The following is a 24,042-nucleotide window of genomic DNA, read 5'->3' on the forward strand; positions in this document are numbered from 1 at the left end:
ATTAGTAAAGGTAGACGCTCATTGTCTACCTTTTTTTATAGAACTAATATTTCCTCAAAAAAATCAAAATGTATAACATTAAAATTATCAATTTTTAAATTTTTCTTAAGATGTATAAGATATCGTGAAGAATTTTTAAAAAGAATAGTAAATAAATACGGTAAACATTTTAAAGGACTTACAGATTATTACTAAATTTGCACGATAAAATTGTTATTATGCAACTTTCAGAACAAGAACTAATTCGAAGAGAAAAATTACAAAAACTTAAGGATGCGGGTATCGATCCATATCCCGCTGCAGAATATAAAGTTACGCATACTGCCCAAGAAATAAAAGATCAATTTAAAGAAGGAGAGAAGGTTGTGATTGCCGGAAGACTTATGTCTAATCGTATTCAGGGAAAAGCGGGTTTTTCTGAGCTGCAAGACACCACCGGGCGTATTCAGCTGTATTTTAACAGAGATGTAATTTGTCCCGACGATGATAAATTTAAATATAACGATTTTTATAAAAAATTGCTCGATTTAGGTGATTTTATAGGAGTTGAAGGAGAATTATTTGTCACTAAAATGGGCGAAAAAACCGTAATGGTTAACGATTTTAAACTTCTTTCAAAGGTATTGAGACCGCTTCCTCTACCTAAAGTTGATGAAGAAGGAAAAGTCCATGATGCATTTAATGATCCTGAATTAAGATATAGAATGAGATATGTTGACTTAGTAGTCAATCCTCATATAAAAGAAATTTTTATTAAACGGACTCGTCTGTTTAATGCTATGAGATCCTTTTTTAATGATAAAGGATATTTTGAGGTTGAAACCCCTATACTTCAATCCATTCCCGGTGGAGCTGCGGCTCGACCGTTTATAACCCATCATAACGCCTTAAATATTCCTTTGTATTTACGAATTGCAAATGAGTTATATTTAAAACGTCTTATTGTTGCCGGTTTTGAAGGTGTTTACGAATTCTCTAAAAACTTTAGAAATGAAGGAATGGACAGAACGCATAATCCTGAATTTACTGCAATGGAAATTTACGTTGCTTATAAGGATTATAATTGGATGATGAAGTTTACTGAACAATTATTGGAACATTGCGCCCTAGCAGTAAACGGAACAACCCGAGCAATATTTGGAGAGCATGAAATTGATTTTAAAGCTCCTTATGCCCGAATTTCTATGACTGACGCCATTAAAAAATTTACGGGTTTTGATATAACAGGAAAATCTGAGGAGGAATTGAGAAATGCAGCAAAAGAAATGGGTGTTGAAGTTGATGAAACTATGGGTAAAGGAAAAATCATAGATGAAATATTCGGAGAAAAATGTGAAGGTAATTTTATACAACCAACCTTTATTACTGATTATCCCAAAGAAATGTCTCCATTAACTAAACAGCACCGAGATAATCCTGAATTAACCGAACGTTTTGAATTAATGGTTTGCGGAAAAGAAATTGCTAATTCTTATTCAGAATTAAATGATCCCATAGATCAAAGAGAACGTTTTGAAGAACAATTAAAATTGTCTGAAAAAGGAGATGATGAAGCGATGTTTATTGATCAGGATTTTTTACGTGCATTGGAGTTCGGTATGCCTCCTACTGCAGGTTTAGGTATAGGAATGGATCGATTAATCATGTTCCTTACTAATAATCCGTCTATACAAGAAGTATTATTTTTCCCGCAAATGAAACCCGAGCAAAAAGCATTTTCTATTGAACATTCTGAGGAAGAAAAGATTATCATCAAATTATTACAAGATAATAATTCTTCTATGGAATTAAATGAATTAAAATCTCTGGCCGGACTAAGTGGAAAAAAATGGGACAAAGCCATGAAATCGCTTTCTAAACATTCATTGATTACTGTTACTGTTACCAATGAAAATAAAACAGTTGAATTAATTTCATAAAAATATTTTGAAATAACATTTATGAGGCTATCTTTTTAGATAGCCTTTTTCAATTAAAATATGTTGAATTTAGAACCCATACATTCTATTATAAGTCAATTTAAAAAAATGAATAAAAAAAATGATTTTATTTACCACTAAATCTATAGGGATTGGATGATATTAAATTCATATTTATTATCTTTGTTTAAAATCAAAATAAATAAATGATTATGGAAACGATATTTAAAAATAAAAGTCAAGAATTACTTAGCAGTATTGAAAATCTAAAATTAAGTAATTCTGATTACGAACAAGTTGCATCAGAATTATTTAAATATAATTTTAATGATTACGATGCAGCTTTTTCTATTAATAAAGTAAATGTTCCGGAAGGCAGTTATGTTCGTTTACCTATTTATGCTAATAAATGCTGTGCAATTTTAATGCTTTGGGGGATAAATAATAAAACTGCCATTCATGACCACTTAAACTATGACGGATTAATAAAAGTTTTAAAAGGAAATCTTACAGAAGTTAGTTACATTGAAGATAAAAATTTCATAGTATACGAAGGAGAAGGCGTAGCTCCTGAAGGTGCTATTTTTCCTGAAGATTTAGGAGGTATTCATTCGGTAGTTAATAATTCTTCGGAAATATCTGTTAGCTTACATATCTATCACACTCCTCAAACTTCTTTAAAAGGTGTTAGAATTTTTGATATTGAAAATAGAAAAATAGCCATCTTAAATGACAAGGCTACATCCTGTTCATGGAATTTACCTGAAGATAATTACGAGAAAATCACTCAATTATAACTAGTATAATCTAGTATAATTTTAAAATATTTAAATTCTAACTCAGATTGAGTTAGAATTTTTTAATTAAATATTAATTCATATTCGTCAATTTTAAAGCCTAACCAGGAAATCAATTTCTACCTTTCAGATATTAATTCTAATCTTATATTTTTATTTTTTTGAACTTTACAACTTATAAAGTTTAGCAATAAAAAAAGCTATTCCATTTAAATGAAATAGCTGTTTAATCTTATTAATTGTAAAAATTATTGTAAAAGTTTTTGTAGATTTAAAGCATCTGCATTTTGAGGATCCACAGATAATGTTTTGTTCAAATAAGTTTCTGCTTTATCTTTATTTCCTTCATGATATTCTTTATAAGCGAAAAATGTATAGGCAATAGCTAAATATGCTTTTTCATTGGCTGAATATTCTTTCTTCGGTTCAACCATATCAATATATTTTTGGAAGGCTTGAGCTGTAAGACCGCTTTTATCACTCGAATCATAAGCATATAATGCCATACCTTTTCCGGCATAAGCTACTTCCCAGGTAGGAATTAGAGAAATCAATTGGTCCCATGATGCAACAGAGCCTAAATAATCTTTAGCCTCGTATTGTTCTAAAGCTAAATTATACCAAGAAGTTGTATCGTTAGCATCAGCGGCAACCGATTTTTTCAAAGCCTCAATTTTATGATTAGTTATAGATACTTCTGTTTTAGCTCCCGGTTGTAAGGATAAAAGAATAGATTGATAATCATAGGTTTTATCTCCTTGACCGATGGCTTTGGTTAAATTCAATATCGCGGTTTTGGTTAATTCCTCTTTTTCTTGACCGCTTGCAGTTTTAAGTAATGAGGATTGTATTTTTCCTAAAACTCCATAATCTGAACCTTCTCTTTTTGATTCAGGAATAGTTTGTAAGTATTGATTTATATTTTTATAGGCTTCGGAAAAATCAGAATTTTCAATTAAATCCAATGCTTTTAGCTTAAATTTTAACGGATCGGATATATCATTCCAATTTTTAGTCAGTAAATCTAAAGACTTTGCATAATCTTTAATAAAATAGGAAACTTTAGCTAATTCAAATTGAGTCTCGGCATCGTTGTTCCCTGACAAAGAAATATATTTTTGTAAGTTTTTAAATGCTTCATTATAATTACCGCTTCTCACATTAAAGTCTGACAAATATTTGTATGTTAATGGATAATTAGGATTAGCTGCTATGGCCTTGTCAAAATTTTCTGCAGCTAATTTTCCTTGTCCATTGGTTCGCCCCCATATGTTTCCTATTAATGCATAAGGTATGGATTTATCTTCGGCAATTCCTAAGGCTTTGGTATAATTGGAAACCGCCTTACCCGGATCTTTTTTTTCAAAATAGGCATTTCCTAAAACTATATAGTATTCGGACTTATCTTTATTTTTAACCAAGTCTAATAGCTTTTGGCCATATTCGATACTTTTATCATAATCTGTACTTTCCGGCTTATTGGTAAATAATTGATAGGCTTTTGATATTTGAAATAATACATCCGCATTTTTGTACTTAGATCCTTTGGCGATGGATTCAAAATCTGCATTTACTTCCGATTTTTTTCCTTGATATAATTTTATTGTCGCCAATCCGATTTTGTTTAAATCAGATTTTGGATCTAAAGCCAAACCTTTATTAAAATATTGTGAAGCCATTTCTAGATCAGGTTTAGAAATTGTTAAATAATATGCTCCTAAATAATAATAATTGTCTGACGATGGTGATTGAGCTGCTAATTTTTCAAAAGTATTTTGGGCTTTGCTATATTGATCGCTTCCTAAATACTTAATACCTTCTTGAATACTTTGTGCATTCATAAATCCTGATAACATCAAAGCAGAGATTACAAATGTTGCACCTATTTCTTTTTTCGCGTAATTCATTCTAAATTTTTATTTATTTTTCTTTTTATTTTATTTTTAACTATTATTTGTATTCTAATAGTATTAAAATTATTTATTTTTTAAACTATTTTTTAAAATTTATCTTCCATGAAGTTCAATCCTTCTTTCATACAAATAATAGGGTTGAAGTCCTGCCCTTTTAACAATAAGCTGTCCTCTCTGAGAGCCACAAAATCTTGAAAAACTGCTCCCTATTTTAAAACTGTTTTCAGCATTTAATAGAAAAACTCTTTTGGTGAAAGGGTATATACCTTCACGCAAATTAGGCACCGTCGGATCTATTAATTTACCATCCGCTCTTTTTATAGGCAATATTCTCACTTTTGAAAGGAACTCCTTCACTTCATTATTATTTTCTTCACTTAATACATCCAAACCAATAATTCCTATATGAGTGCTATTTTTACTAATAAATTGGATTACCTCTTTTCCATTTGAAAAGGAGTTAATTTTTTGATTTTTAGTCAGTTTAAACCCTAATTTTTTTTTTAAATTATTAAAATTACTTGAATTTCCTCCATCAAATACAAATTTACTATCATTTGAAATAATATTTGATTTTAAAGAAGTTTGGTCAATTTCTTTAATGGAACTTTCTTTTGACACAACAAAAATGGTTGCATCACACGCTATTTGTGTTGAAATATAAGTAACGTTGGTATGATTGTATAAAATTCCGGCTTCTTCTGCAAATAAATCCCTGGTAGTCATTGCTATGGGAACCTTACCATTCAAAAGATCAGCGATCACTAAATCTTCAACTTCCGGCTTGAATAAAATTTTTGTTTCGGGATAAGAGGATTGAAAAACTTCAACTAAGGCAGAGCCTAAATTCATTAGTGAAGGATCAATAGCTAAAGTTATTTTCCCTTGCCTATACGCTTGTTTCTTTTTTATATCTTCTTGGCACGAAATACATATAATTAAAAAAGCTAAAAACACTATGGATCTGATTATTAATCTATTGTTCATTTTGTCTAATATATTTAGTCGCTCGATAAGCTCTAAAAAAACCGTAAACTATTAATAATCCCCCTAAAATCCAAGAATATTCCGGTTCTAATTCAATAAAAAACTTTTTATAAACAATAATTAATATTCCTATTATAAAATACCCAATTCCAATAAATATGGAAAGTGATTTATAACTTAGCTTCATACTTCTTTTTTTGAAGAATTCTAAATAACAAATATAAAAATATTTATTTACTTATTTTTGCAGTTACTATTCTTATAATCTTTTTAAAAAATAAATTATATGGATTTTGTTATTAATACATTTTCAGACTTAGAAGATGTTGCTAAAGAAATAATTTCAAATTCAAAATATAAAATTTTTACACTTAAGGGAAATCTAGGTGCCGGAAAAACCACTTTAGTCAAATATTTATGCAAAACACTTGAATGTCCGGATACGATAACAAGTCCTACTTTTTCATTAGTAAATGAATACCTATGCCCTGCTGGTAGAATTTATCATTTTGATTTATATCGAATTAAATATATGGAAGAATTAATAAATATTGGTTTTTATGAATACATAGATTCCGATAATTATTGTTTTATAGAATGGCCGGATATATGTGAAAATGAATTACCTGAACATCATAAAATTTTATTAAATTTGATGGATCAAACCAGGCACTTAACATTTAACTAATATGGGTATTTATACACCTTTTTCCGAAGAAGAGCTGATTCCCCTGGAGGAACGAATTGAAGTGATAAAAAAAGGAGGAAAATGCAGTATTGGTATTCCTAAAGAAGATCATTTGATTGAAAGCAGGATTGCTCTCACTCCCGATGCTGTATCGGTTCTAAGCTCTAATGGTATTGAAATCATAATGGAAAGTGGAGCCGGTTTAGGGGCTCATTATTCCGATGCTTTATATTGCGAAGCAGGGGCAAAAATTTCATACGACCCTAAAGAGGTTCTGTCTCAACCCATCATTTTAAAAGTTGAACCTTTATCCATAGATCAGATAAAGCACTTGCAGCCAAGTTCCTATTTGATTTCTGCTGTACAAATAAATACTCAATGCAAAGAATATTTCGAAGAACTTTCTAAAAAAAAGATTACGGCTTTAGGATTCGAATATATACGAGACAGCCATAATGAATTATCCATTGTACGACTTATTGGTGAAATAGCAGGAGTTTCCAGCATACTTATCGCCGCTGAATTATTATCTTCAACTCATGGGGGAAATGGACTTTTACTAGGAGGTATAACCGGCGTTAGACCATCCAACGTAGTAATTATAGGAGCAGGAAATGTGGGAGAAAGCGCCGCGCGTTCGGCATTAGGGTTAGGAGCCACCGTAAAAGTGTTTGACAATTCTCTTACTCGACTTAGAAGATTTCAAGAATTACTGGGACGACGGTTGTATACATCTACGATAGACCCGAAAGAGCTCAGCAAAGCGTTAATTCGCTGCGATGTTGCCATTGGATGTTTAAAGGGAGAACTTAGGGCGCCGATTATTGTACCTGAAAATACTGTTAAAAGAATGAAACCGGGATCTGTTGTCATTGATATAAGCATTGATAACGGAGGAGTTTTTGAAACCTCAGAAATAAATGCTAAAAATGAAGCTTTTATTAAACATGAAGTCCTACATTATTGTGTTCCCAACATCACTTCTAAATTTGCAAGAACCGCTTCAAAAGCTTTAAGTAATTTTTTTTTAAGTTATTTTCTTAATCTGAACAATCAAGGAGGATTTGAAGCTATGTTTAGAAAAAACCGTGGAATTTGTCAGGGCATTTATATGTACAAAGGCAGAATTACTAATAGACAGATAGCTTCTTGGTACGATCTGCCATATCAAGACATTCATTTACTAATTATTTAAGCATGTCATTTTCTAAAAGATTAAGACTCTATCTTACGGGTTTTTTTATGGGTTTTGTATTTATATTATTTGTATTTGGTAATAAGGTATTTTCTTGGTCATATTTGCCCAATGACAGGGTTTTAGCTGAAATACAAACCAAACCTTTAAAATTTTCTAATCAAAGTCTGGAAAGTCTTAAACTAAAAAAAATATCTCTCAATTATATAAAAGATACAGTTCTTAGTAAAGGTAAAATAAATTTTAAGATGAGTAATGCTCAAGCATTGCCTTGTCCTCATTATGTCCTTCATTATGAAAGCTTAAAAGTTACATTTACTAAATGCAAAGACACGGTAGTCATAAACACGATTGATTAATCCTATTAAGGATTTTTTAACATAAAATTCCGTTTGTACAATTTTTTCCTATATTTACAATCTAAATGTAAAACAGAATATATGAGATGGTTTACTAGACAGAAAAAAAACATAAGTACTGACATTAGCGAAAAGAGGGAGGTTCCTGAGGGATTATACTATAAAACTCCATCCGGGAAAATTATTGAAACTGATCAATTAACAGCTAATTTCTATGTAAGTCCGGAAGATGATTTTCATGTTAGAATTGGTAGTTCCCAATATTTCCAGATTTTATTTGATAATGGTAAATTTAAAGAACTTGATGTAAAAGTTCACAGCAAAGATTCATTAAATTTCGTCGATTCCAAACCGTATAAAGATCGATTAAAAGAAGCACAATCTAAAACTAAATTAACTGAAGCCATAAGAAATGCGGTAGGTAAAGTAAATGGAAAAGAAATTTATATTTCTTGTATGGACTTTAGTTTCATCGGAGGATCTGTGGGATCTGCGGTTGGAGAAAAAATTAGAAGAGCCATCGATTACTGTATTAAAAATAAATTACCATATGTAATTATAAGTCAATCCGGAGGTGCTAGAATGCAAGAAGCAGGACTATCTTTGATGCAATTGGCAAAGGTTGAAGCTAAATTAGCTCAATTAAGTGATGCCGGACTTCCTTATATATCTGTACTAACCGATCCAACCTTTGGAGGAATAACCGCTTCATATGGTTCTACCGGTGATATTATAATTGCTGAACCCGGCGCATTAATCGGATTTGCAGGACCAAGAGTAATTAAAGAAACAATCGGAAAAGATTTACCTCCTGGTTTCCAATCTTCTGAATTCCTTTTAGAAAAAGGCTTTATAGACATTATCGCACATAGAAAAGATTTAAAAAATACCATTTCACATTGTGTTGACATGTTAATGAATAAAGAAGTTAAATAAAATATAAAGAAAAAGCTAATAATTATTAGCTTTTCTTTTTTTAATCCATTACCTAAAAATTTATAATCCTCTCAAATAAATGACCCTTAATTATATTTGGATTGCCTTTATTATCTTATCTTTTTTTGTAGGAATTCTTAAGTTCCTGTTTTTAGGAGATACGGTAATCTTTAAACATATGGTTGACGGGTTGTTTAGTACTACCAAAGTTGCAGTAATGGATATTGCTTTGCCTTTGGCTGGAATGATGACTTTCTGGTTAGGAATTATGAAAATTGGTGAAAATGCAGGTGCTATACGTTTTCTCTCTAAACTGGTTTCTCCTTTTTTTTCCAAATTATTTCCTTCCATTCCCAAAGGTCATCCTGCAATAGGAAATATGATGATGAATTTTAGTGCCAATCTTCTTGGACTGGATAATGCCGCCACTCCTTTAGGATTAAAAGCAATGGACAGTTTGCAAACACTGAATACTAAAAAAGATACTGCAACGGATGCACAGATCATGTTTTTAGTTTTGCATACCTCGGGACTAACATTAATCCCAACATCCATTATGCTCTACCGTTATTTAAATGGTGCACAAGATCCTACCGATATATTCGTACCATGTATTGTGGGAACTTTTTGCACAACTTTATTCGGTATAATTATAGTAGGGATTAAACAACGCTTAAACTTATTTAGTCGCCAAATATTGATCGGTCTACTAGGGGCTCTAGTAATGATTTTTGGGCTTTCCTATTTCATAAAATATTCCACAGATTCTCGGACAAAATATGCTGTCGAGTACGTATCTCACATCACCCCTCAAACTGTATCCGGTGAAAATGTAACTACAGAAGATTTCGTTAAATTATATCCTGATTCATTTCAGAAGGAGATTAACATAAAAGATAAAAAAATAACTCCTGAGTTGATCCGTAAAACTAACCAAGAATATATAAATTTTGAGCGTGGTACAGCCTCTCGAGTGATTAGCAACGTACTTTTATTACTAATTCCCGTTGTATTTATTACAGGCGCTTTTATAAAAAAAATAAATGTTTTTGATAGTTTTATTGATGGTGCTAAAGAAGGTTTCGGAGTATCTGTAAAAATAATTCCTTATTTAGTAGCCATGTTAGCTGCTATCAGTTTATTGAGAACCAGCGGTATAATGGATTATCTAATTAATTCTATTTCTTATTGCTTATCCTCGTTACATATCAATACTGATTTTTTACCTGCACTACCTACTGCTTTAATGAAGCCCCTTAGTGGGAGTGGTAGCCGTGCATTAATGATTGAGGCCATGCAAAATTATGGTGCTGATTCTTTTGTAGGAAGACTTACCTGTATATTTCAGGGAAGTGCAGATACTACTTTCTATATAGTTGCTCTTTATTTTGGAAGTGTAGGTATTAAAAGAATTAGATATTCTCTTACTGCAGGTTTGCTGACCGATTTATTAGGCGTAATTACGGCAATTTTTATTACCTATTATTTCTTTGGGTAGCCATTAACTATAAATATGTTAATTTTTTTAACACATCATCGAACTCCTATAACAATATTTTTCTTAATTAAATATTAATATCTTTGCACCTGTTAATATTTAATTTTTCTTTGTTCCTATGAATGATTTTAGTTGGGGCCAATTAGTTAATCCGGAGTTTTATATAAAGTTAGGCGGTATTTATTTAGTTTTATTTATAGTTTTTGCTGAAACTGGTCTCTTTGCCGGATTTTTCCTTCCCGGAGATAGTTTATTATTCCTCTCAGGTATATACAGTAAGGAATTAATACGAGAAATTTTTTATATTGAATCAGATTTTTTAAGTGTTTTTTTATTATCGTGCTTAATTTCAATTGCCGGTATAATTGGCAACGAAATAGGTTATTGGTTTGGAAAAAAAAGCGGAACTTATCTTTATAATAAAAAAGATACCTTTTTATTCAAAAAAAAATATCTTTTCCAAGCAAAAGAATTTTATGAAAAACATGGGGGAAGAGCAATTATTCTTGCTCGGTTTTTACCTATTTTAAGAACATTTGCACCTATAATTGCCGGAATTGTTCAAATGAATAAGGGTAAATACTTATTTTATAATGTTTTAGGATCAACGGCTTGGTCTTTTTCCTTATTATTTGCAGGACATTACCTTTACCAAATATTCCTTAATGAATTTAATTTCGATTTGAAACGTCATATTGAAACTATAGTATTAGTAATGGTTATAGTAACCACCGCCCCTGTAGTAGTTAAGTTATTTTTCCAAAAAAATAAAGATATTTCAGAAAATTAATGTAAAAAACTAATAGATATATATAATTTTAAAAATTATATATATCTACCAGCTGCTTTTAGTTGCAATAAATTATTGAATGTTTAATTTTACTTAATTCAATAATTTTTATACTTTTAGAAAAGTTTAAAATTAAATTTATAGTATAATTGGAAGGACCTCTCCTTTCATTTGACAAATTAATAGATTTTTTGTACATTGAATATTGTTCTTTACTAGTTATTATAGTATTGATAACGATATTACATTAAATTTTATTATTGTAAATGAATGTTAAATTTTTGGTCTCAATTAGTTTTCTTAGATTTAAAATTGCATATCTCATTCTACCTAATGCAGTATTAATTCCGACATTTGTTTCTTCTGCAATTTCTTTGAAGCTTAAACCTTTATAAAAGCGTAATTCTAAAACTTCTTTTTGATCTTCAGAAAGTTCATTTATAAGCCTTTTAAGATCCAGGTTAATTTGCTCATTAATAATCAATTCTTCAATGGATTGTTCCGAAACCGTAACAAAATCAAATATATTATATTCTTCGTTCGGTCCACTCGATTCATTAATAAATTTGGTTTTATTCGAAACTCTAAAATGATCAATAATTAAGTTATGTGAAATTCTCAAAACCCAAGGTAAAAATTTGCCTTCTTCATTATATTTTTTCTCCTTTAAAGTTAAAATAACCTTTATAAAAACATCTTGAAATAGATCTTCTGCAAGCTCAGGATTATTTACCTTTCGATTAATATAATTATATATCCTTAACTTATGCCTATTCAATAATATTTTAAGAGCATTTTCATTACCATTAATATAAGAATGAACTAATTCACAGTCAGTTCTTTTTATCATTACTTATGATATTTGATATTTAACTAAAGTAAAAATCTATTCAATACATTTAAATTCTTTAAACTTATAAAACTTTCTTAATGAGCAAATGTATACATAAATTTTTAAAAAAACCTAAAAACTGTTAATGAAATTATAATATTTTATTTATGCAACATAAATTTGTTTTATTTTTTCTTATTTATTATGTAAACGTCTATTATTACTATCAAAACTCATATGCCAGATTATAAAATCAAAACTTTTGCTTTAGTAATATAATTTTTAAAATATAGAACAAATTTATATATTGCAACTTGAAATCTAAATATTAATATGAATAAGATAAAATACCAATTAGAATTTGCTATGAAATGTTCCACCACTCTTTTATTTGAATATATTGGAACTTCTTCAGGTATGAGTGAATGGTTAGCAGATGACGTAATTGAAAGAGGAGATAAATTTACTTTTGTATGGGGAGATCAAGAAGAATCAGCCAACTTAATACGATATAAAGAAGAATCTTTTGTGCGTTTCAGATGGGAAGAAGATGAAGGAACCAAATATTTTTGGGAACTTGCCATACATGTTGATGATGTAACCAGTGACGTAGCTCTTGTAATTACTGATTTTGCCGAAGAAAGCGACTTAGAACACTCTAAATTATATTGGGAAAATTTAATTGAAGACCTAAAAAAGATTATAGGTTCTTAACATAATAATTACTCCCGTATTAGGGCCAATAAAAAAACCACTAACACAAAAAATACTAATGATTTAGTATGAAAATAATTTTCAATCAAAAATGTATTGAAGAAAATCAATTAGTAATCAATTACACTGAAAACAATTATTTTTCCGGGGATTTTGTAAATGGTTTCTGTTGGCTATTTCAAAATAAACTCCTTTATTGGGAATATGTATATTTCCAATTGATGGCATCCATGAGAAAAATGAGGATAGATATACCTCTAGCTTTTACTCCGGAATTATTTGAAGATCAAATTAAAATACTCTCTGAGAAATTAAATACTACAGAAGGTAGAGTAAAAATAACAATCTATAGAAATATCCAAAATCATCCCCCTTCATTTATAATACAAATTTTATCCTATAAAAATTTCTTTGTAACTACTGAAAATGAAGTTGATGTTTATAAAGAAATTCTTATATATCCCAATTTATTGTCTGATTTATTAATTTATCAGCCTCTTAACAGCATAGCAGAACAATATGCAAGAGAAAATGAGTTACAGGACGTTATTTTGCTGAATAGTGAAAAAAGAATAGCTAGATCTGTATTAGGTAATATATTTTTAATTCAAGATAATATGATAGTTTCCCCTCCCATTACGGAAGGTGCCATCCAATCTGTTTTAAAGAAAAATTACATCCTTTTTCTACGAGAAAAAACAAATTACATCTTTAAAGAAGCACCAATATCTCCTTTCGAAGCTCAATCTGCAGATGAATTTTTTATACTTAGTGATGAAAATGGATTACTGCCCGTTACCCGGTTGAGAAAAAAAGTTTTTAAGAAAGATCAAACTCATTTATTGACAAAAAAATTTATCGGTTATTCTTTAGAATAGTTGGCAACTCAAAACATCTGTTTTGTTTTAAATAAAAAAAGGTCGCATAAGCGACCTCAAACTAAAACCACAAAAAAATGAGAAAGCGATTACATTTAATGTAATCATGTCTTGAAAGATCATTAAAAATCTTTTTAAAGATATCTCTTACTTTCTTGATGCAAAAATAATCTAATTATGGTTCTATAAAGGGTTTTATCAATAAAATTATTTTATAGTGTAAATAGTACGTTTTTTATTACCCCTCAATTTTAGATAGATAAACACGCTAAAGTGTAAAATAAAATTTAAGCTTGTACTATAAAAATGGTGGGTTCTTTGTGAAAATTTGGTTTTTTAGCTTTCCAATCTTTGCAATATAAAGTTTTAATAGATTCATTGGGAAGAGTAACATTCGTGGCAATACATAAAGAAGTTTTTGGATTTAAGTATTTAATCAAGTCATCAAATAACGCTTGATTTCGATACGGAGTTTCCATAAATATTTGTGCAGATCCTTGATTTCTGCTAACCTTTTCAAGATTTACTATTGTCTTTTTCCTTACATTAGAATCTATGGGAAGATAACCGTTAAAAGCAAAATTTTGACCATTCAAGCCACTGGCTATTAACGCCAATATAATGGAAGAAGGACCTGTAATAGGAACTACTCGAATATCGTGTTTGTGACACCAAGAAACTAAAATATTACCCGGATCTGCTATGCAAGGTAATCCCGCTTCTGAAATTAATCCAACATCCTCCCCGTTTTTCAAAGGCTGTGAAAGATATTCCAATTCCTCTTCCGTGGTTCTTTTATCTAATATTGAAACACTTAATTCGCTTTGAGTTATTTCCGGACATAAAAATTTAATAAATTTTCTGGCCGATTTTTGATTTTCAGCAACAAAAAATTTTAACGTATGTAATAATTCGATTTCTCTCGGAGAAAATATATCTTTGGGTGAGGTTTCACCTAAATAGGCAGGAAGTAAATATAATACAGCCATAATTATTTTTTACTAAACTTTTTTCTTCTTACAAATATAAACGAACCTCCTACGATACTGACTAAAACGATAGGAACCCCTAAATTTAACCATTGCCAATACGATTTTTCCTGAACAATTAGAGGCTTATTCAACATTCTCATTTGTACCGTCCTGTTTCTTAAAAGCATTAAACCATGATCATCTAATAAATAGTCTAGGGCGTTTATTAAAAATTCTTCGTTTCCATAAGTAATACCTGTTGAATAATCAAAACCTAAAGGCAAGGGCTGACCTTTTATCACCTGATTTCTTGCTAAGTCTCCATCGGATATAACAATCATCTTATTATCGTTTGACCGGTCCACAAAATTTTTAATTCCACTAGACTCTATCCTATCCTTGTATGCAGAGGTAAATTTACCTTCAAGCAAAACTGCCAATATTTTAGGCCCTTTATTGTATTCGTTCCAATTTACGTTGTTTCTTTCAAATAACTTTGCTTCTTCAAGTGATATATAGGAGGGTACTCCTTGAAGCGTGGTATAGGAAGAACTTTGATAGAGAATTGTTTTTTTAACTCCGGGAGTATCTAAGGTATCTATGGAAGTAGGAAACTGAAAGGATACCGGATTAATATTTTTGGTTATCGGATGATTATTCAAGGAAAATCCCATAGGAAAATATACCCAAGGTACTCTTGCATTTTGTGCATTCCCTTGTATTTCTCCAACCTGTAAATTTATATAGGTAGGATTTTTTATATCCTTAACAATTCCGGAATTTATCCTTACTCCGTATGAAAATAATAAATCAGTTAGATTAAGATCATACGGATAAGCCAGTATTTTACTGGACTTAAGCAAAGTATCCATTTCGGCATTAACTTGATCAATTGCCCATAGTGTTTTACCTCCACTCATGATATATTGGTCAATCGTTAATTTTTCCTTATCAGTAAAAGCCTTTCTTGGTTTGGCAATCAGTATGGCGTCAAATTTCTTAAGTATTGGTAAATCCTGAAGTGACAAGGTCTGACTATCTTTAGGAAAAATAGGTCCGAAATTATAACTTTGATGAATCCTGTTAGCCAGGCTGAACATTTCCAATCGGTTCAGTTCTTTTTGATTTACTAAAATGCCCACACTTTTCAAACGTTTATTGGATAACTTATCAATAGCACTGATAAAACCGTATTCCAGATTTTCGATAGATTTAGCCATTTGCTCATCTCCTGTTATTCCTGCCTGAGAAATTATTAACGGTACTGTTTGCCCATTGCCTTTATATTTTATAGTTGCATAAGGAAATAAAATTAGTTGAGATGATGCTCCATCTTTTTCAACCCGCAAAGCCGAAGGAGCCATACCCATAGCTTCTAATGTCTCTTGTGATAATTTTTCCTTTATTGGATCAATTAATTGAAAATTAATATTGGAATTTAACCTTTTAAATTCATCTAGCAGACTGAGAGTTTCAGACTGCAGTTGTTTAAAATCTGCAGGAAAATCTCCTTCTAAATATACATCAATCTGCATCGGCTCATCAATTTTTTTTAATACTTGACGAGTACTTTCAGTTAACGTATATCGTTTATCCGAAGTTAAGTCAAACCTTTTATAAAAAAAACCACTAGTTAATATAAGTCCTGCAATAAGTAGGATTACTAAGCTAATATTTATCTTTTTTAAATATCTCATTACTTTTTGCTGTTGATTATTCGAATCGATAATAAAAGAAAAACAACTATTACAAAGATAAAATAACCTATATCTCTTGTATCTACAATCCCTTTGGTAAAACTGGTATAATGTTGAAAAAATCCTATTTTTTGAAGGGTATAATCTAAATTTCCTAGCAGATTATACGATGCCAAATTTTCAAATCCATAAAAACAAATAAAACAAAAAAAGACACCCGTTACAAACGCTAATACCTGATTTTTTACTAAAGAAGAACAAAAAATACCAATTGAAGCAAAGGTCATAGACAAAAAGAGTAATCCGATATATCCGCTAACAATGATTCCTGAATCTATATTTCCTTTCGGTAAACTTAAATTATTAATCGTATAAACATAGGTAAAAGTAGGAAGTAAAGAAAATAAGACTAGAACTATAATCGCCCAATATTTACCTAATACAATAGATGAAACAGACAATGGTTGAGAAAATAACCAGACCAAAGTACCGTTTTGCTCTTCTTCCGCAATGCTTTTCATTGTCAAGGCAGGTAATAGGAACATCAATACCCAGGGAGCAAGTATAAAAAAGTTATTTAATGTAGCCAATCCTACATTGAAAACATTAAAATCATTATCGAAAAACCATAAAAATAAAGAACAGATTAACAATAAAGCAGCCGAAACAATATAAGCGCCTAATGTTCCAAAATATGCCCAAAGTTCTTTTTTAAAAATTGAAAACATACGATTCTTACTTTTTCTTTTTTCTGTTAACTAATTTTACAACTAACATAATTACAAGAACTAGAACAATAAAACTGATCAATAAGCTTAGCCACATTCCCATAAAATATTGTTTGAAAATAACTATAAATATTACGGCAAATAAAATAATAGTAGCAACTTCATTCATCATACGGAGCTTAATAGAAGTTGTAATGAATTTTCCGGCCTTTATTCTTCTAATACACCTCCAACTCCAGTAATGATATAGAGCCAATGCTCCAACAAATACCAGTTTGATATGGAACCAAGGTTCTCTTAAAATGTAAAAAGTAATATCCCCGCGAGTATTAATCATCATTAATGTTCCGGTAATAAGCATTATAATTCCTGCCGGAACCGTTATGATATCCCATAAACGAGAAATCATATATATGTATTGCTTTCTAAGAATCTCACGCTCAAGCTCCGGTTTTTCATTGGTATCTATAAAATAAACAAATAAACGTATTAAGTAAAAAATCCCCGCAAAATAGCTTACCATAAAAATAATGTGAATCGCTTTTAAGGCAAAATAACTCGGAATATCAGGAATATGCATTATACAATCAATTTTGAATGCGAATTTAATAAATTTAATATTATCAATACTTTAATATATAACCCTGTGAACAGGTCACATATACACACCGATTATATTTAAGCTAAAATTATAGTTCTTTAAATAATTGATATATCTTTTGGTAATAAAGACATAAGTAAACATTGCTTAACCTTCTATCAATTTCATGAATAAAATTGTAATATAATTAGTATTATACTGAATAAATGTAAAATTTTAGGCATTTTTTTTGAAAATAATTTTAAACATATGTATTTAGATAGCATACATTAGTATCAAAAAATTACATTATTATTTTAATTAATCATTTATATAATTCTGTTTATGAAAAATGCTTTACATCCTAAGAAAAATGTTGCCGTATGGGTAGGAATCATTTCAGGAATCATTTCAGGTTTTATCAAATTCGGTTGGGAAGTTCCTTTTCCTCCCCGTACTCCCGAAAGAGATATGACCAATCCGCCGCAACACCTCCTGGAACAACTGGGAATGTCTCATGACCTTTCCCATCTTATGTATTATTTTAATGATTATCCGCGACCGATCATGAGCTTTATTATTCACTTCTCCTTCTCAATTATCTGTGCAATATTCTATTGCTTAGTTGCAGAATATTATCCTAAAATTAAACTATGGCAGGGAACTGCCTATGGAATATTTATTTTCATAATGTTCCATATTATTATAATGCCAATACTGGGAACGGTACCTGCCCCGTGGGATCAGCCTTTTGCAGAACATTTCTCTGAATTTTTCGGACATGCATTCTGGACCTGGATAATTGAAATTACGCGTAGAGATTTACGAAACCGAATTACGAAACAACCGGATTCCGAAATCCCTCTTACCTCTCCTTTCAGGTAAAAATTTTATATTTCAACATACATGTAAAAAGGAGCATATGTTTTATGCTCTTTTTTTACCTTATTTACCTAAAAAAAAATCAAAACATTTCTATACCTTTGTTTTCAAAATAAGACATAAAGAAATGAAACCCGGAATTCCTAAAGGCACAAGAGATTTTACCGCTAAAGAATTACAAAAGAGAAGATACATAATTACTAAGTTACAATCCAATTTTGAAAAATTTTGCTTTCAACCGCTGGAAACTCCCTCTTTTGAAAATTTAGACACATTAACCGGTAAATATGGAGAAGAGGGAGACCGTTTAATTTTTAAAATATTAAACAGCGGTGATTTTCTAGCTGAAGCGAAAAAAAAGAATCCGGATATGTCTCAATGGAGTTCAAAAAATATAATTGGTTCCATTTCTGAAAAAGCTTTGCGGTATGATCTTACCGTACCTTTTGCGCGTTACGTTGCCATGAATCACGGGCAACTTCCCCTACCTTTCAAAAGATACCAAATACAACCGGTTTGGAGAGCAGATCGACCTCAAAAAGGACGTTATCGTGAATTTTATCAATGCGATGCCGATATTGTCGGTTCAGCGAGTTTATGGCATGAAGTAAATCTTACTTTATTATATGATTCGGCTTTTTCGGATTTACATATTCCAATTGAAATTCATATAAACAACCGAAAGTTATTGGCAGCTATTGCTCAATATGCATCTATCGAAAATCAATTAATCGATTTTACTGTTGCTTTGGATAAATTGGACAAAATTGGTTTGGATAAAGTTTTAGAAGAAATGTCAACTAAAGGCATTGGACAAGATTCTTTACAAAAACTTATTCCGATTATTGAACTTTCGGGAACTTTTGAAGAAAAAATTTCGCAATTGAAAGATATACTCACAGATATTGAAATAGGGCAAGAAGGTATTCAAGAGATGGAATTTATTTACAATCGGGTAAAAGAAATTGGACTTACCTCTGCGGAAATGGTCTTCAACCTGACCCTAGCGCGAGGTTTGGATTATTATACCGGAACTATTTATGAGGTGAAAGCTAAAAATATCTCCATGGGATCAATTGGCGGAGGTGGACGATATGACAATCTCACCGAAATATTCGGCGTTAAAAACATGCCGGGAGTAGGTATTTCTTTCGGATTAGACCGAATATATTTGGTTATGGAAGAACTTAATCTTTTCCCTGAGGCTACGTTACACCAAAAACAAATTCTTTTTTTCAATTTCGGTGAAAATGAATGTCTTCAAGCACTGAAACTAATTAAAGAACTTAGAAGTAAAAACATTGCTTGTGATTTATATCCTGAAAAATCGAAACTTCAAAAACAATTCACCTACGCAGAAAAAAAGGAAATATCTTTTGTAGCCTTTTATGGAGAAGATGAAATTAATACGAATACAGTAACACTTAAAAATATAAAAACAGGCGATCAGAAAAATTTATCTATTGATGAAATTGAAGAATTTTTATCTTAACTTTAATGGATTTTATCATCAAATGATTCGCGAAATTACAGTTATGTAACTAGTAATTAATCACATAAAAGCTTTTAAAACTGGCATATTTTTAGATTGGTTTTCTTTGTTAATTAATTTTATAAAACCAAAATAATAATGAACAAGTTTTTAACCTTAGCATTTCTATTAATGCTGTCAACATCTGCCTTTGCTCAATCCGAAAGAAAAGAAATGAATAAAGAATACGGCAGACAATATAAAGAGATAGGCAAAAATCAAAATTTATCCGGATATGAAAAAGCACAAAAAAAACGTGAACTTTCACTTAAACAAAAACAAGATAATTTAAATTACTCGAACTCACATGATCATGCATACGATCGCCACTCAGAGCTTGCCGACAAAAAGAAAAAAGAATTAGACGCTAAAATTGATCAATTAGAAGAAAGATATAAAAGAGATAAAGAAAGAATTGAGAATAACCGTCAATTAAGCAAAAATGAAATAAAAATTCAAAAAAACGAACTTGAGAGAACATATAAAGATAAAAAAAATGAATTAATTAGAGAAAAGAAAGCGATTAAGAAATAGATTTTATTAATGAAATAAAAAATAATTTCTTTATTTAAAAAATAGCATTTAACTTTATCTTATGAAATATTTTATATTACTATTTTTTCTCTCAATGCCTTTTTGCATTCTAAAAGCGCAAACGCAAAGTTTAGAAAAAAAAATTCATTCCATTACTAAAAATAAGAAAGCTACTGTGGGTGTGGCCGTGATTTTTGACGGAAAAGATACGTTAACTGTTAATAACGATATAAAGTATCCGGCGATGAGCGTTTTTAAATTTCATCAAGCACTTGCTTTGTTGGACTATATGAACAAAAATTTACTTTCTTTGGAATCCAATTTATATCTGAAAAAATCAGACATAAAAAAAGATACTTACAGCCCTTTAGCAAAAGAGTACCCGGAAGGTAATTTTACTATTCCTATTGGCGATTTGATAATATATACGGTTTCGAAAAGTGACAACAACGCCTCTGATGCTTTATATTATTATATGAACGGTACTAAAATGACGGATCTGTATTTACGTACACTAGGAAGTAAAAATTTTTCCATTCAAGCAACCGAAGAGGAAATGAGCAAAGATTTTAATAACCAATATATAAATTGGACGACTCCGTTGGAGGCTGCTCGTTTATTGGATATTTTTATGAATAAAGATATCTTTTGTAAAAACTATAAAGATTTCTTATTCCAAGCAATGACAGAATCTGAACCAGGTTCGGATAAGTTAAAAGCTCTTTTACCTAAAAAAGTTTTAATTGGACATAAATCCGGCAGTTCTTCCCGAAACCCGGAAGGCTTAAAAGCCGCCGATAATGACATCGGTTTTGTTTATTTACCCAATGGGAAACAATATTCTATTGCAGTATTTATTAAAGATTCCAAAGAAGATGATAAAACCAATGCTCGAATGATTGCCGATATTTCTCAGGTAGTATATAATTTTTATAAAAATAAATAATTTTCCATTTAAAAAGTTACATATATCAAACCGGAATAATTTTAAAAATCATTCCGGTTTTTTAAAACTAACAATAACTAGATATTACGCTATTTCCTTTCTAATTTCATCCAAAAATTCCAATTCAGAACGTGGAATTAATTTTTTAGCTATATCCAAAAGATTATATATATCTGTACGCACCTCTTCTTCTAATTTTTCTTCTCTAAAAAACAACGATTTTTGTGAAATATGAATAATGGAGTAAAGCAAAGCTCCCAACTGCACATAATTTTCAAACGCAACTCCCGATCCAAGATCCTCTGTTCCACGAGAAGATTGTAAATAATGACGCGCTTTATCAAGCCAAAAATCTTTAGTATATGTCATTCTCATTTGTTATTATATTGTCAAAATTAGCTCATTATTGAGATCGTATTTTACAAGTATTTACTTGTATAATACAATTATTGAGATGTATTTCACAAATACATTATTTTTAGCCGTATTTTTAGTATTTTTGTATACATAAATAAATAGTAACACATAATGAAATTAGATATTGCTCCTCAAAAAACACATCATGGTAGAAATATCAAACGATTGCGCGAAATGTTAGGTATTAAACAAGAGGCGATCGCTATTGATTTGGATATTACCCAACAATCCGTTTCTGAACTTGAGCAAAAAGAATTTATCGATGATTCTACACTAAAAAAAGTAGCCAAAACTCTTAATGTTCCGATTGATGCTATTAAAAACATGAATGACGAAGCAACTTTTAATTATATCAACACTTTTAATGACACAGTAACAAATAACAATGGAGCGCCTTTTTCATATAATTACAATTGTAATTTTAACGCCTTAGATAAAATTGTAGAACTCTATAACGAAAAGGAGGCTTTATATGAGCGCATGCTGAAAGAAAAAGATGAATTATTGGAAAAGTTATTGAATAAATAAAGGATTTCAATTTAGATAAAAGTTAAAGAGGTTTTAGTGTTAAAATCTCTTTTTTTATTTTACTGATTTTATTCAAATCATTTGTTTTATTTATCTGAATTGATAAAAAATAAAAAAAACACTCTCAAATATTGAAAGTGTTTTTTAATCTAATGTTATATTATAACTAACTATTTTAACTGTGAATTGCTCTTTTTTCGGTAGCCTCCAAGGCAGCCTCTTTTATGGCTTCAGCATACGTAGGATGTGCATGGCTCATTCTAGCGATATCTTCAGCAGATGCTCGATATTCTAATAAAGTCACGGCATCCGCAATTAAATCGGCGGCACGAGCGGCTATCATATGAATTCCCAATACTTCATCGGTAGCCTCATCAGCCAATATTTTTACAAATCCGTCCGTATCTCCACTTGCTCGAGCCCTTCCTAAAGCACGAATGGGAAATTGTCCTATTTTGTAACTACGCCCCTCCTCTAACAATTGTTCTTCTGTTTTTCCTACTCCTGCAACTTCCGGCCAGGTATATACCACAGCGGGTATAAGATTATAATCTATATGAGGTTTTTGTCCTGCTAACTGTTCGGCAACTAAAACTCCTTCTTCTTCCGCCTTGTGTGCCAACATAGGTCCACGAACCACATCTCCTATAGCATAAATATTCGGAATATTCGTTTGCAAATGTTCATTTACTTTTATTCTTCCTTGATCATCCAATTCAATACCTGCCTTTTCCCATCCAAGATTTTCAGTATAGGGTTTCCTTCCGACAGCAACTAAACAATAATCACCCTCAAACATGATTTCCTTACCGTTCTTTTCCACAGCTTGAATAAATATTTTATCTCCCTTACGTTCTATCTTGGTAACTTGAGTGGATAAAGAAAATTTCATTCCTTGTTTTTTTAACACTTTCAGTAATTCCTTAGATAAACCGCCATCCATTGTAGGAATTAACCGGTCTAAAAATTCTATGACGGTCACTTCTGCTCCCAACCTTTTGTATACAGATCCTAGTTCTAATCCGATAACTCCTCCCCCGATAACCAATAAATGCTTAGGAATTTCTTTTAGATTTAATGCCTCTGTTGAAGTGATCAAACGTTCTTTATCTGCGGGAGCAAACGGAAGGTTTGCAGGTTTGGAACCGGTTGCTATGATGAAATATCGAGCTTCAAGGTTTTTTATATTTCCTTTTTCATCTTTCACTTCCAATTGATTGGGAGATTTAAAAGTACCCATACCATGAAAAACCGTAATCTTATTTTTATCCATTAAATAATCGATTCCTTTACCTATTTGTTCAACGACTTCATTTTTCCGTTGAATCATTCTGCTAAAATCAATCGTTGGCTTAGTAATTTCAATTCCAAAGTCTTTAAATTGGTGTAAAGCTTTATCATAAAGCTCGGAAGCATCTAACAAGGATTTGGAAGGAATACATCCCACATGTAAACAGGTGCCTCCTAAATGGGAATATTTTTCTACCAATGCGGTTTTAAATCCTAATTGTGCACAACGAATGGCTGAGACATACCCCCCGGGCCCCGATCCAATGATTACTATATCGAAATTACTCATGATTTATTTTTCTACTAGGTTGGAATTCAAAGATAAAAAATATACATTCAATTTATACATCTCACTTAAACAATTTTATAAATTTAAAATTACTTAGCCTATACCTTTACATAATGTATTAAATATGTTAAACAGTAAAAGGT

General features: G+C 30.6%; 25 protein-coding genes. 15 read left to right on the forward strand and 10 right to left on the reverse strand.

From position 1 onward, the window contains the following. The first annotated feature begins 218 nt into the window (after nt 1–218). Complete coding sequence (gene lysS, locus GYM72_RS06845) at nt 219–1,919, forward strand: lysine--tRNA ligase (protein WP_220263893.1); 1,701 nt, start codon at nt 219–221, stop codon at nt 1,917–1,919. Nucleotides 1,920–2,131: 212 nt separating this feature from the next. Beyond that, entirely contained in the window at nt 2,132–2,716 is a 585-nt protein-coding gene (locus GYM72_RS06850) for a cysteine dioxygenase family protein (RefSeq protein ID WP_160557144.1), read from the forward strand. A gap of 248 nt (nt 2,717–2,964) precedes the next feature. Here the strand turns inward: GYM72_RS06850 and GYM72_RS06855 are convergent, their stop codons facing one another. From GYM72_RS06855 to GYM72_RS06865, 3 genes are all read right to left on the reverse strand, one after another. Next, nucleotides 2,965–4,623: a hypothetical protein gene (locus GYM72_RS06855; RefSeq protein ID WP_220263894.1), complete on the reverse strand. Its 1,659-nt coding sequence runs from the start codon at nt 4,621–4,623 to the stop codon at nt 2,965–2,967. A 99-nt stretch (nt 4,624–4,722) separates the two neighbouring features. Beyond that, nucleotides 4,723–5,616, reverse strand: coding sequence for a PstS family phosphate ABC transporter substrate-binding protein (locus GYM72_RS06860; RefSeq protein ID WP_220263895.1), 894 nt, complete (start codon nt 5,614–5,616; stop codon nt 4,723–4,725). Beyond that, nucleotides 5,606–5,803 (reverse strand): C4-dicarboxylate ABC transporter, encoded by a 198-nt coding sequence (locus GYM72_RS06865; protein WP_105298037.1) that lies wholly within the window; start codon nt 5,801–5,803, stop codon nt 5,606–5,608. Before GYM72_RS06865 ends, GYM72_RS06860 begins: the two co-directional genes overlap by 11 nt. A 99-nt stretch (nt 5,804–5,902) precedes the next feature. Here GYM72_RS06865 and tsaE point away from each other — a divergent pair, with 99 nt between their 5' ends. From tsaE to GYM72_RS06895, 6 genes are all read left to right on the forward strand, one after another. After that, nucleotides 5,903–6,304, forward strand: a complete 402-nt coding sequence (gene tsaE / locus GYM72_RS06870; protein WP_160557141.1) for a tRNA (adenosine(37)-N6)-threonylcarbamoyltransferase complex ATPase subunit type 1 TsaE — start codon at nt 5,903–5,905, stop codon at nt 6,302–6,304. Between the two features lies 1 nt (nt 6,305). Continuing rightward, nucleotides 6,306–7,499 (forward strand): alanine dehydrogenase, encoded by a 1,194-nt coding sequence (locus tag GYM72_RS06875; protein WP_160557140.1) that lies wholly within the window; start codon nt 6,306–6,308, stop codon nt 7,497–7,499. Between the two features lie 2 nt (nt 7,500–7,501). Beyond that, the gene (locus GYM72_RS06880) at nt 7,502–7,858 is read left to right on the forward strand and encodes a hypothetical protein (protein ID WP_220263896.1); all 357 of its coding nucleotides are present in this window, start codon (nt 7,502–7,504) and stop codon (nt 7,856–7,858) included. Between the two features lie 81 nt (nt 7,859–7,939). Next, the gene (accD, locus tag GYM72_RS06885; RefSeq protein ID WP_220263897.1) at nt 7,940–8,794 is read left to right on the forward strand and encodes an acetyl-CoA carboxylase, carboxyltransferase subunit beta; all 855 of its coding nucleotides are present in this window, start codon (nt 7,940–7,942) and stop codon (nt 8,792–8,794) included. Between the two features lie 79 nt (nt 8,795–8,873). Continuing rightward, on the forward strand, nt 8,874–10,292 hold the full coding sequence (locus GYM72_RS06890; RefSeq protein ID WP_220263898.1) for a nucleoside recognition domain-containing protein: 1,419 nt from the start codon (nt 8,874–8,876) through the stop codon (nt 10,290–10,292). A 118-nt stretch (nt 10,293–10,410) separates the two neighbouring features. Beyond that, nucleotides 10,411–11,082, forward strand: coding sequence for a DedA family protein (locus GYM72_RS06895; protein ID WP_160557138.1), 672 nt, complete (start codon nt 10,411–10,413; stop codon nt 11,080–11,082). A gap of 247 nt (nt 11,083–11,329) precedes the next feature. On the opposite strand, the gene GYM72_RS06900 is transcribed toward GYM72_RS06895, so the two are convergent. Beyond that, on the reverse strand, nt 11,330–11,932 hold the full coding sequence (locus GYM72_RS06900; protein ID WP_160557137.1) for an RNA polymerase sigma factor: 603 nt from the start codon (nt 11,930–11,932) through the stop codon (nt 11,330–11,332). 315 nt (nt 11,933–12,247) lie between these two features. Here GYM72_RS06900 and GYM72_RS06905 point away from each other — a divergent pair, with 315 nt between their 5' ends. Both GYM72_RS06905 and GYM72_RS06910 read left to right on the forward strand, forming a co-directional pair. Continuing rightward, nucleotides 12,248–12,628 carry an START-like domain-containing protein gene (locus GYM72_RS06905; protein WP_105298045.1) on the forward strand — a complete coding sequence of 127 codons (381 nt, stop codon included), beginning with the start codon at nt 12,248–12,250 and terminating at the stop codon, nt 12,626–12,628. A gap of 68 nt (nt 12,629–12,696) precedes the next feature. Beyond that, complete coding sequence (locus tag GYM72_RS06910) at nt 12,697–13,506, forward strand: aminotransferase class IV (protein ID WP_220263899.1); 810 nt, start codon at nt 12,697–12,699, stop codon at nt 13,504–13,506. Nucleotides 13,507–13,793: 287 nt separating this feature from the next. Here the strand turns inward: GYM72_RS06910 and GYM72_RS06915 are convergent, their stop codons facing one another. From GYM72_RS06915 to GYM72_RS06930, 4 genes are read right to left on the reverse strand one after another with little or no spacing between them, the layout of a single operon-like run. Then, entirely contained in the window at nt 13,794–14,495 is a 702-nt protein-coding gene (locus GYM72_RS06915) for an SAM-dependent methyltransferase (protein ID WP_220263900.1), read from the reverse strand. 2 nt (nt 14,496–14,497) lie between these two features. Then, the gene (gene gldG, locus GYM72_RS06920; protein ID WP_220263901.1) at nt 14,498–16,174 is read right to left on the reverse strand and encodes a gliding motility-associated ABC transporter substrate-binding protein GldG; all 1,677 of its coding nucleotides are present in this window, start codon (nt 16,172–16,174) and stop codon (nt 14,498–14,500) included. Further along, nucleotides 16,174–16,902 carry an ABC transporter permease subunit gene (locus GYM72_RS06925; RefSeq protein ID WP_220263902.1) on the reverse strand — a complete coding sequence of 243 codons (729 nt, stop codon included), beginning with the start codon at nt 16,900–16,902 and terminating at the stop codon, nt 16,174–16,176. Before GYM72_RS06925 ends, gldG begins: the two co-directional genes overlap by 1 nt. Before the next feature lie 7 nt (nt 16,903–16,909). After that, nucleotides 16,910–17,482 (reverse strand): CopD family protein, encoded by a 573-nt coding sequence (locus GYM72_RS06930; RefSeq protein ID WP_160541925.1) that lies wholly within the window; start codon nt 17,480–17,482, stop codon nt 16,910–16,912. A 345-nt stretch (nt 17,483–17,827) separates the two neighbouring features. Here GYM72_RS06930 and GYM72_RS06935 point away from each other — a divergent pair, with 345 nt between their 5' ends. From GYM72_RS06935 to bla, 4 genes are all read left to right on the forward strand, one after another. Further along, nucleotides 17,828–18,367 (forward strand): DUF1440 domain-containing protein, encoded by a 540-nt coding sequence (locus tag GYM72_RS06935; protein ID WP_220263903.1) that lies wholly within the window; start codon nt 17,828–17,830, stop codon nt 18,365–18,367. A 124-nt stretch (nt 18,368–18,491) separates the two neighbouring features. Continuing rightward, nucleotides 18,492–19,856, forward strand: a complete 1,365-nt coding sequence (gene hisS / locus GYM72_RS06940; protein ID WP_220264966.1) for a histidine--tRNA ligase — start codon at nt 18,492–18,494, stop codon at nt 19,854–19,856. A gap of 138 nt (nt 19,857–19,994) precedes the next feature. After that, nucleotides 19,995–20,429 carry a hypothetical protein gene (locus GYM72_RS06945; protein ID WP_220263904.1) on the forward strand — a complete coding sequence of 145 codons (435 nt, stop codon included), beginning with the start codon at nt 19,995–19,997 and terminating at the stop codon, nt 20,427–20,429. 61 nt (nt 20,430–20,490) lie between these two features. Then, a complete protein-coding gene (gene bla / locus GYM72_RS06950) occupies nt 20,491–21,375 on the forward strand; it encodes a class A beta-lactamase, subclass A2 (RefSeq protein ID WP_220263905.1) in 885 nt (294 codons plus the stop codon). A gap of 84 nt (nt 21,376–21,459) precedes the next feature. Here the strand turns inward: bla and GYM72_RS06955 are convergent, their stop codons facing one another. Beyond that, nucleotides 21,460–21,750 (reverse strand): hypothetical protein, encoded by a 291-nt coding sequence (locus tag GYM72_RS06955; RefSeq protein WP_220263906.1) that lies wholly within the window; start codon nt 21,748–21,750, stop codon nt 21,460–21,462. A 153-nt stretch (nt 21,751–21,903) separates the two neighbouring features. On the opposite strand from GYM72_RS06955, the gene GYM72_RS06960 reads away from it, so the two are divergent. Then, nucleotides 21,904–22,320 carry a helix-turn-helix domain-containing protein gene (locus tag GYM72_RS06960; RefSeq protein ID WP_220263907.1) on the forward strand — a complete coding sequence of 139 codons (417 nt, stop codon included), beginning with the start codon at nt 21,904–21,906 and terminating at the stop codon, nt 22,318–22,320. Between the two features lie 175 nt (nt 22,321–22,495). Here GYM72_RS06960 and lpdA read toward each other — a convergent pair whose 3' ends face one another. Next, complete coding sequence (gene lpdA / locus GYM72_RS06965) at nt 22,496–23,899, reverse strand: dihydrolipoyl dehydrogenase (protein WP_220263908.1); 1,404 nt, start codon at nt 23,897–23,899, stop codon at nt 22,496–22,498. Nucleotides 23,900–24,042: the final 143 nt, after the last annotated feature.

It is taken from the genome of Apibacter sp. ESL0404 (genome assembly GCF_019469245.1).
GTDB lineage: Bacteria > Bacteroidota > Bacteroidia > Flavobacteriales > Weeksellaceae > Apibacter.

Excerpts from the sequence above, each read along its gene's own strand:
- lysS (WP_220263893.1), top strand. The coding sequence starts at position 219 with ATGCAACTTTCAGAACAAGAACTAATTCGAAGAGAAAAATTACAAAAA.
- GYM72_RS06850 (WP_160557144.1), top strand. The coding sequence starts at position 2,132 with ATGGAAACGATATTTAAAAATAAAAGTCAAGAATTACTTAGCAGTATT.
- GYM72_RS06855 (WP_220263894.1), bottom strand. The coding sequence starts at position 4,623 with ATGAATTACGCGAAAAAAGAAATAGGTGCAACATTTGTAATCTCTGCT.
- GYM72_RS06860 (WP_220263895.1), bottom strand. The coding sequence starts at position 5,616 with ATGAACAATAGATTAATAATCAGATCCATAGTGTTTTTAGCTTTTTTA.
- GYM72_RS06865 (WP_105298037.1), bottom strand. The coding sequence starts at position 5,803 with ATGAAGCTAAGTTATAAATCACTTTCCATATTTATTGGAATTGGGTAT.
- tsaE (WP_160557141.1), top strand. The coding sequence starts at position 5,903 with ATGGATTTTGTTATTAATACATTTTCAGACTTAGAAGATGTTGCTAAA.
- GYM72_RS06875 (WP_160557140.1), top strand. The coding sequence starts at position 6,306 with ATGGGTATTTATACACCTTTTTCCGAAGAAGAGCTGATTCCCCTGGAG.
- GYM72_RS06880 (WP_220263896.1), top strand. The coding sequence starts at position 7,502 with ATGTCATTTTCTAAAAGATTAAGACTCTATCTTACGGGTTTTTTTATG.
- accD (WP_220263897.1), top strand. The coding sequence starts at position 7,940 with ATGAGATGGTTTACTAGACAGAAAAAAAACATAAGTACTGACATTAGC.
- GYM72_RS06890 (WP_220263898.1), top strand. The coding sequence starts at position 8,874 with ATGACCCTTAATTATATTTGGATTGCCTTTATTATCTTATCTTTTTTT.
- GYM72_RS06895 (WP_160557138.1), top strand. The coding sequence starts at position 10,411 with ATGAATGATTTTAGTTGGGGCCAATTAGTTAATCCGGAGTTTTATATA.
- GYM72_RS06900 (WP_160557137.1), bottom strand. The coding sequence starts at position 11,932 with ATGATAAAAAGAACTGACTGTGAATTAGTTCATTCTTATATTAATGGT.
- GYM72_RS06905 (WP_105298045.1), top strand. The coding sequence starts at position 12,248 with ATGAATAAGATAAAATACCAATTAGAATTTGCTATGAAATGTTCCACC.
- GYM72_RS06910 (WP_220263899.1), top strand. The coding sequence starts at position 12,697 with ATGAAAATAATTTTCAATCAAAAATGTATTGAAGAAAATCAATTAGTA.
- GYM72_RS06915 (WP_220263900.1), bottom strand. The coding sequence starts at position 14,495 with ATGGCTGTATTATATTTACTTCCTGCCTATTTAGGTGAAACCTCACCC.
- gldG (WP_220263901.1), bottom strand. The coding sequence starts at position 16,174 with ATGAGATATTTAAAAAAGATAAATATTAGCTTAGTAATCCTACTTATT.
- GYM72_RS06925 (WP_220263902.1), bottom strand. The coding sequence starts at position 16,902 with ATGTTTTCAATTTTTAAAAAAGAACTTTGGGCATATTTTGGAACATTA.
- GYM72_RS06930 (WP_160541925.1), bottom strand. The coding sequence starts at position 17,482 with ATGCATATTCCTGATATTCCGAGTTATTTTGCCTTAAAAGCGATTCAC.
- GYM72_RS06935 (WP_220263903.1), top strand. The coding sequence starts at position 17,828 with ATGAAAAATGCTTTACATCCTAAGAAAAATGTTGCCGTATGGGTAGGA.
- hisS (WP_220264966.1), top strand. The coding sequence starts at position 18,492 with ATGAAACCCGGAATTCCTAAAGGCACAAGAGATTTTACCGCTAAAGAA.
- GYM72_RS06945 (WP_220263904.1), top strand. The coding sequence starts at position 19,995 with ATGAACAAGTTTTTAACCTTAGCATTTCTATTAATGCTGTCAACATCT.
- bla (WP_220263905.1), top strand. The coding sequence starts at position 20,491 with ATGAAATATTTTATATTACTATTTTTTCTCTCAATGCCTTTTTGCATT.
- GYM72_RS06955 (WP_220263906.1), bottom strand. The coding sequence starts at position 21,750 with ATGAGAATGACATATACTAAAGATTTTTGGCTTGATAAAGCGCGTCAT.
- GYM72_RS06960 (WP_220263907.1), top strand. The coding sequence starts at position 21,904 with ATGAAATTAGATATTGCTCCTCAAAAAACACATCATGGTAGAAATATC.
- lpdA (WP_220263908.1), bottom strand. The coding sequence starts at position 23,899 with ATGAGTAATTTCGATATAGTAATCATTGGATCGGGGCCCGGGGGGTAT.